The organism is Flavobacteriales bacterium (assembly GCA_013001705.1).
Lineage (GTDB): Bacteria > Bacteroidota > Bacteroidia > Flavobacteriales_D > JABDKJ01 > JABDLZ01.
In genome coordinates, this window is the sequence record JABDLZ010000292.1 from 1 (window position 1) to 7418 (window position 7418).

Sequence of the window (7418 nt, forward strand, 5' to 3'; positions counted from 1 at the left end):
AGCGCCATCGATGCGGTACCCGATTTCCAGCATCAATTCGGAACGGGCGAACTTTCTGAGGCTTTCCAGATGATCGCCAAGACCATCGCGGCCAGAGAGACGCTCGGTTTCCAACGCCAGATCTTCTTTGTCAATTTCGGAGGTTGGGACCATCACGATGAGGTATTGGAGAACCAGGCTGGAATGCTGGCCGAGGTCAGTACGGCACTGGGAGATCTGAATGCAGCCTTGGAAGAATTGAGCGTGCAGGACTGCGTGACCACTTTCACCATCTCTGATTTCGCTCGTACCCTTACCTCTAATGGGAATGGGACCGACCACGCTTGGGGAGGTAATATGATGGTGATGGGGGGTGCCAATCTGAACGGAGGCCGATTATACGGCACCTATCCGTCCTTGGAATTGGGATTCGGTAATCCTCTCGATCTGAGTGATGGTGTGCTCATACCTACCACAGCTGCAACGGAGTACATGGCCGAATTAGGCAGTTGGTTCGGAGTGAGCGGCTCACAACTGGATGAGATATTCCCGACCCTTCAGAATTTCTATGACACTACTTCACCCGATCTACCCATCGGATTCCTAAATCTCTAAGACCATGAGGATATCAGCGATCATCACCGTTCTCATCATCAGCGCCAGCTTCCATGCGCAATGCTATCCCGATAGGCACAACACCACTTGGTTCGATGGCTGGGTGAGTTGCGAGGTCTCACCCAATCCCATTACGGATTATGGAGAGACCCATTGGATACAGTACGACCTCGGACATCAATACCTGTTAGGTGAATTGAGCATTTGGAATCACAATGACCCGGATAACCTCCCTCGTGGAGTAGATGCACTGCATGTGGATTATTCGGAAGATGGACAGAACTGGTCCAATCTGGGAACCTTCAATGTTCCGGCAGCTGATGGTACAAGCATCTACGAAGGGGATGTGCTGACCGATTTCAATTCAGAACAAGCGAGATATGTGCTCTTGACAGTAGAAAGCACCCATGGTGCTCCTTTCTGTGCAGGCTTCTCTGAGCTCAAGATCGGAGTAGAAGGAGTGGTGACCGATATCACCGAATTCCAAACGCCCGATGCGTGTTTCGATGTATCCATCTATCCCAATCCGCACCGGGATATCTTCAATGCACGCATCCGTTCTCAATGCGGAGGACAGATGAATGTCATGATTCACGATGCCATGGGAAGATTGGTAGATGAACGATTTCTGTCGGGGCTTAATACGGAGGAGTTCATGACTTTCGATAATGCAGAACTACCTGCAGGCATCTACTATCTGACCGTCCAACAGGCCGATGCACTCGGTCGCTATCAGATCGTCAGGACGCGATAAGGGGTCGACATACTCACCGCTGACAGTTGATGTCGGCCGTCATAGGATTTTGAATCGAATCCATATCTTGCCACGACCCTAATATTTTAGACTATGAAATGGCGAGGTAGACAGGCTTCACGTAACGTACAGGACCGAAGAGGAAGTGGGGGCGGCATGCGCATTCCAGGTGGACGCATGGGAGGGGGATTGGGATGTGGAGGATTGATCATCATACTGATCGTCATCCTACTCGGAGGAGATCCTACCATGCTGCTTCAGCAGCAGACACAACAAGCTCCTTCCACTGAATATAGGCAGACTCCAGGTCAAGAACGAGCTGATGATGAACTGGCCCAATTCGTCAAAGTAGTACTCAAGGACACCGAGGACGTGTGGAACAAATTGTATCCCGATGCTACCGGCAGGCCGTATCAAGAACCAACACTTGTCTTATTCGATGGCCAGGTGCAGAGTGCATGCGGATTTGCCAGTTCCGCTACTGGTCCTTTCTACTGTCCGGCCGATCAGCAACTTTATATAGACCTCAGTTTCTACAGGGACCTATCAGAGCGATTCGGAGCACCGGGTGATTTTGCCATGGCCTATGTGGTGGCCCATGAGGTGGCACATCATATCCAGAATCTGTTGGGATATACGCGTCAGGTACAATCGCAGAAAGGAAGGATTCCCGAACGCGAGTACAATCAACTCAGTGTGCGTTTAGAGCTTCAAGCCGATTTTCTGGCAGGTGTCTGGGCGCATCATGTGGAAAAGGCAGGCTACCTGGAAGGGGGTGATATCCAAGAAGCAATGAATGCTGCCAATGCCATCGGAGATGATCGCATCCAGAAGCAGGCTCGCGGATATGTGGTGCCGGATAGCTTCACCCACGGCACATCAGAACAGCGTATGCGCTGGTTCCAAAAGGGCTATCAGACCGGAGATATCCGGCAGGGTGATACCTTCTCCGAACAGAATCTTTAAGATACGCCCAGCATAGGCCGCACCTTATCTGTTAAGACTCTCAGGTGAAGAAGATGGCGTGGATGACACCAGGAATCCATCCCAATAGGGTCAGAATGATGTTCACGGCCAATTTTTTACCTGCTCCATGCTCGAGAGCAACGGCAAGTGGTGGGAGGATGATTGCGAGAATGACTTTTACTATTCCAGACATGGTATGTGATTATTAAGGTTAATATCCATGTCCAAGTCATATTTGTGCCACTTTACATCTACCTGAATGTCAGAGGTTTATAATTACCTGAAAGCCCTCGCTGGGAAAGCTTCTCCCCATGATCGAGGTCTTCGGTCCCGACCTCAGAGCATGTTCTTCTTAATATGGTACCGATGCCACTCGTACCATTGGATACAGGAGTCGAGACGGTTTTCTTATCCTTGAACAGCAAACGAAAACTCCACAGATGATACGATTACGATTCCTTCCTGTCTATGCCCTCATTCTTGTAATGACCTTCAGCATTCAGACACTTTCTGCTCAGAAGAAAAAAAGTGAGGCAGAGTCTCCAGAGAGCAAAGGCTTCTTCCAGGACAGCACCTTTTCAGATATCAAGTTCCGCTCCATCGGACCTGCATTCATGTCTGGCCGTATCGCTGATATCGCTATCCATCCCGAAGATGAAAGCACGTGGTATATCGCTGTAGGTTCAGGAGGGGTTTGGAAGACCGAGAATCATGGCACCACATGGAAACCCATTTTCGATTCGCAATCTGTGTATTCCACCGGATGTGTGACCATCGACCCTAGCAATCCACATACGGTTTGGGTAGGTACGGGAGAGAATGTAGGTGGAAGACACGTGAGTTTTGGTGATGGCATCTATCGCAGTACTGATGGAGGTTCATCTTGGAAGAACATGGGCCTCGCTAAGAGTGAGCACATCTCCAAGATCATCATCCATCCAGATAACTCCGATAAGATATGGGTAGCTGCTCAAGGCCCCCTATGGAGCAAGGGCGGTGAGCGCGGACTCTATGTATCTTCTGATGGAGGAGAGAGTTGGGAACGGACTCTCGGTGATGATCAATGGACCGGAGTCACCGATCTGGTCATCGACCCGCGCGATCCCATGGTGCTCTATGCCGCTACATGGGATAGACACCGTACGGTAGCCGCATACATGGGCGGAGGGCCCGGCTCAGGACTGCACCGAAGTACCGATGGAGGAATGACCTGGGAAAAGCTCACTTCTGGACTTCCATCGAGCAATCTTGGAAAGATCGGGCTTGCCATCTCACCGCAGGATCCGGATGTGCTCTATGCAGCTATCGAACTGGATAATAGGAGTGGAGCGGTCTACCGCTCAGCAGATAGAGGCAGTTCCTGGACCGAGATGTCCAAGACGGTATCCGGTGCCACAGGACCGCATTACTATCAAGAACTCTATGCCAGTCCGCATCAGTTCGACAAGCTCTATCTCATGGATGTGCGCGTACAAGTCTCTGATGATGGAGGGAAGACCTTTGTGCGGATGAACGAGAAGCACAAGCACAGCGACAACCATGCGATGGCTTTCAAGCTCTCTGACCCTGACTATCGATTGGTCGGTTCAGATGGGGGGCTGTATGAATCCTTCGATGGGGAGAAGACCTGGCGCTTCATGGCCAATCTACCTTTGACGCAGTTCTACAAGGTAGCTGTAGACGATTCTGAACCCTTTTACTTCATCTATGGAGGTACTCAGGATAACAACACCCAAGGTGGTCCATCACGCACGGATAATTACCACGGCATCAGGAATGCCGATTGGTTCATCACTCTCTGGGGCGATGGGCATCAACCTGCTACGGAGCCGGGCAATCCGGACATAATGTACAGCGAGTGGCAACAGGGGAACCTCTGTCGTATCGATCGAACTACTGGAGAATTCGTCTATATCAAACCTCAGGCGGAAGAAGGTGCTCCGCATGAGCGATTCAATTGGGACGCTCCCATTTTGGTGAGTCCACACAACCCGCAGCGACTCTACTTTGCCTCTCAACGCGTTTGGAGATCGGATAATCGAGGAGATACCTGGGAGGCCATTTCAGAAGACCTCACCCGCAATGAAGAAAGATTTGCGCTGGAGATCATGGGCAGTTCTCAGGGTATCGATAATCCCTGGGATGTCTATGCCATGTCGGATTACAATACCATTACTTCTTTGGCCGAATCCCCTTTGAGATCGGGATTGATATATGCCGGAACAGATGACGGGATCATCCAGATCACAGAAGATGGCGGGTCTACTTGGCGTAAGGTCCTGGTCAATGCGCTTCCAGGAGTCCCAGCAACCGCTTTTGTCAATGATATCAAGGCCGACCTCCACGATGAGAATACGGTCTATGTGATTCTGGACGACCATAAGTCAGGTGATTATTCTCCTTTTGTATACAAGAGTTCGGATAAGGGTGCGACATGGAAGAATATGGGCAAGGGCCTTCCCACTCCATTGCTCGCATGGCGTATCGTACAGGATCATGAAGACGAAAACCTCTTCTTCCTGGCTACCGAATTCGGTATCTATACCTCACTGGATGCAGGACAACGATGGGTGAAATTCACTGGAGGATTACCAACGATCTCTTTCAGAGACCTGGCCATACAGCGCAGAGAGAACGACCTGGTAGGCGCCTCCTTCGGAAGAGGGTTCTATGTCTTGGATGATTATGCTTTCCTACGTGAGGTGAGCGAAGAGGAACTGGCCAAGGAATCTGTCATCTTTCCGATCAAGGATGCCCTCTGGTATATCAAGCGACCCGTGTTGAGTTTCAGTGAAAAAGGTTCTCAAGGAGATGCCTATTTCACCGCTCCGAATCCGCCTTTTGGAGCCACCTTCACCTATCATCTGAATGAGGGTCTCAAATCCAAGAAGGAGATGAGAAAAGAAGCGGAGAAGGAACGGAAGAATAAAGACCAGGACATCACCTTTCCGGGCTGGGACAGCCTGGATGATGAGTATATGCAAGAAGCTCCCGCGCTCTGGGCTATTATTAAAGATGGAGAGGGACGAGTGATCCGCAAATTGAAAGCCCCACATTCTAAAGGATTCCATAGATTGACTTGGGATCTCAGGCGTCCATCTACTCGCAGAGTGAGTTTGGAGGACAAACCCGTAGGTGCCCCAGAGGATGAGCCTACTGGACTGATGGTAGGTCCAGGAGATTATACGGTAAGTCTGGTCAAACAGGTGGATGGCGAATTCACAGAGATCGCGCCTGATCGCTCCTTCAAAGTGGTCAAGATGAAAGAGGGTGCACTGGAAGGGGCCTCACCTCAAGAAGTGGCTGCATTCTGGAAGGAACTGGAGGATTTCCAGAGGGACCGCTCGGCTATCACCTTTGAATTAGAAAGGGCTCAGAAACGGGTCAAAGCGCTCCAGACAGCTCTCGCCAGAGCGGGATCACGTCCAGGTGACCTGGATAGTAGATTACACGCTACACTGATGGAGTTGAAAGAATTGGATCGTCAGTTGAATGGCAGCCCTTCAAAGAGGGCAGTTCGGGAGAATACCGCACCTACCTTGTCGAATCGCTATGGCTTTGCCCGCACGGGAGTGGGGAATTCGACCTATGGACCTACACCGGCACATCGCGAAAGTCTCACTATGGCTCAAGAGGAGTTGGGAGAGATCCGATCCTCGACCCAAGAACTGTTGGATGAGACACTTCCCGGCCTAGAGAAGGAGGTGCGTGATACGGGAGCTCCTTGGGTAGAAGGGATGTCAGCGCCATTGGGAAGATGATCTATCCATGATTGGCGCATCACATATTCAGTTACTTGGCCAATATGTCCTCGCCTTTGGGTTGATGATTGGCCTTTTGTCATGCGCGGACACTCACACAGACTCGGAATCTGATATGGGCCTAGGGACCCATACTGAATCAAGGGACTACCTGATCGCCTATAATGTATTGGTGCCTGATAGCGCTAACGAATCCAATTACGAAGTATTCCTTACGGATATGGAGGGTTCATATCATCGGAATCTGACGAATCATCCAGATGTTGCCTGGACCTATGAAGCGTACGATGATCGCATCCTCTTCAACTCGGATCGCGATACCTGCTATCGATGCTATTTCCTCTATGAGATGGACGTCCAAGGCAAGATCCTCCAAAAGGTGTCGGACATTCAGCTCCAGGACAGTTGGATGGGTGTGCGTAAAGAAGGCCAAGAGCTCCTCGTGAATCCCAAGCACGATTCTGTTTTCTATCTGATCGATCGTGAAGGGAACTTGCTTGAGAGACTGGATCCGGGAATGAAGTATATCAATGACCCGGCATTCTCACCTGATGGTCTGCAGATAGTGTTCAGAGGCTCATTGAGGAGCAAGAAGGAAAAACGGGACCGATATATGAATGTACCGCATTCTGAGAGGCTGGAGAAAGAGTTCATCGATGAACTCTACATCATGAGTAGTGATGGATCGGATGTCAGGCAGCTGACCCACTATCCCATAGGAGACACCACGGCTCTCTGGTATAATTACCATGCAGGGCCACCGCGATGGCATCCCAAAGAGGGGTATATATCCTATCAAAGTAAGCAGGATGGGAAATCCAGTCTTTTTGGGGTGCAGCCTGACGGAAGTAGCATGGGCCGTCTCACAGACCTAGAGGGACAGGAGGGATGGCATGATTGGAGCCCCGATGGACGCTACTTGGTCATTGAGGTTTGGGACTTGGACTATGAGCGCTCAGATATCATCCTCTATGATATGCAGCGAAAAGACCACAAAGTACTCACTGGGGATGCATATGATCTTCAGCAGGCTCCTGTCTTCGTGGTCCCATGAATGATTCTCCTTTGACCCTGCGCAAAGCTCTTCCGGCTGATGAAGGGACGCTTAAGAATTGGAGCACACAAGCTCATGTCAGAGTAGCGATCGGGGAGGAATCTTGGGACTGGGAGAATGAGTTGAACATCGATTATCCGTGGAGGCAGATGTTGATTGCAGAATTAGATGCAAGACCAATAGGATTCGTCCAGATCATCGATCCTCACATGGAAGTCACCGGCTATTGGGGAGATATAGGTCCCTATAAAAGAGCTTTGGATATGTGGATAGGCGAGAAGGAGTTCTT

At 50.4% G+C, this 7418-nt stretch carries 7 protein-coding genes; 6 read left to right on the forward strand and 1 reads right to left on the reverse strand.

Features of this window, described 5'->3' with window-relative positions; all coding sequences use genetic code 11:
* The 3 genes from HKN79_11625 to HKN79_11635 form a co-directional block, all read left to right on the forward strand.
* Positions 1 to 594, forward strand: a 594-nt coding sequence (locus HKN79_11625) for a DUF1501 domain-containing protein (protein ID NNC84216.1), incomplete at its 5' end; no start/stop codon positions are given.
* A gap of 4 nt (positions 595 to 598) precedes the next feature.
* Positions 599 to 1348: a T9SS type A sorting domain-containing protein gene (locus tag HKN79_11630; protein ID NNC84217.1), complete on the forward strand. Its 750-nt coding sequence runs from the start codon at positions 599 to 601 to the stop codon at positions 1346 to 1348.
* Between the two features lie 93 nt (positions 1349 to 1441).
* The gene (locus tag HKN79_11635; GenBank protein ID NNC84218.1) at positions 1442 to 2314 is read left to right on the forward strand and encodes a metalloprotease; all 873 of its coding nucleotides are present in this window, start codon (positions 1442 to 1444) and stop codon (positions 2312 to 2314) included.
* A 40-nt stretch (positions 2315 to 2354) separates the two neighbouring features.
* Here HKN79_11635 and HKN79_11640 read toward each other — a convergent pair whose 3' ends face one another.
* Positions 2355 to 2507 (reverse strand): YqaE/Pmp3 family membrane protein, encoded by a 153-nt coding sequence (locus tag HKN79_11640; GenBank protein ID NNC84219.1) that lies wholly within the window; start codon positions 2505 to 2507, stop codon positions 2355 to 2357.
* A gap of 247 nt (positions 2508 to 2754) precedes the next feature.
* Between HKN79_11640 and HKN79_11645 the strand changes: the two genes are divergently transcribed.
* From HKN79_11645 to HKN79_11655, 3 genes are all read left to right on the forward strand, one after another.
* Complete coding sequence (locus HKN79_11645; GenBank protein ID NNC84220.1) at positions 2755 to 6075, forward strand: glycosyl hydrolase; 3321 nt, start codon at positions 2755 to 2757, stop codon at positions 6073 to 6075.
* 115 nt (positions 6076 to 6190) lie between these two features.
* Positions 6191 to 7129: a hypothetical protein gene (locus tag HKN79_11650; GenBank protein NNC84221.1), complete on the forward strand. Its 939-nt coding sequence runs from the start codon at positions 6191 to 6193 to the stop codon at positions 7127 to 7129.
* The coding region (locus HKN79_11655) for a GNAT family N-acetyltransferase (protein NNC84222.1) at positions 7126 to 7418 on the forward strand (293 nt) is incomplete at its 3' end. The genes HKN79_11650 and HKN79_11655, both read left to right, overlap by 4 nt.

Coding starts and splice junctions, on each gene's coding strand:
- HKN79_11630 (NNC84217.1), top strand. CDS start 599: ATGAGGATATCAGCGATCATCACCGTTCTCATCATCAGCGCCAGCTTC.
- HKN79_11635 (NNC84218.1), top strand. CDS start 1,442: ATGAAATGGCGAGGTAGACAGGCTTCACGTAACGTACAGGACCGAAGA.
- HKN79_11640 (NNC84219.1), bottom strand. CDS start 2,507: ATGTCTGGAATAGTAAAAGTCATTCTCGCAATCATCCTCCCACCACTT.
- HKN79_11645 (NNC84220.1), top strand. CDS start 2,755: ATGATACGATTACGATTCCTTCCTGTCTATGCCCTCATTCTTGTAATG.
- HKN79_11650 (NNC84221.1), top strand. CDS start 6,191: ATGGGCCTAGGGACCCATACTGAATCAAGGGACTACCTGATCGCCTAT.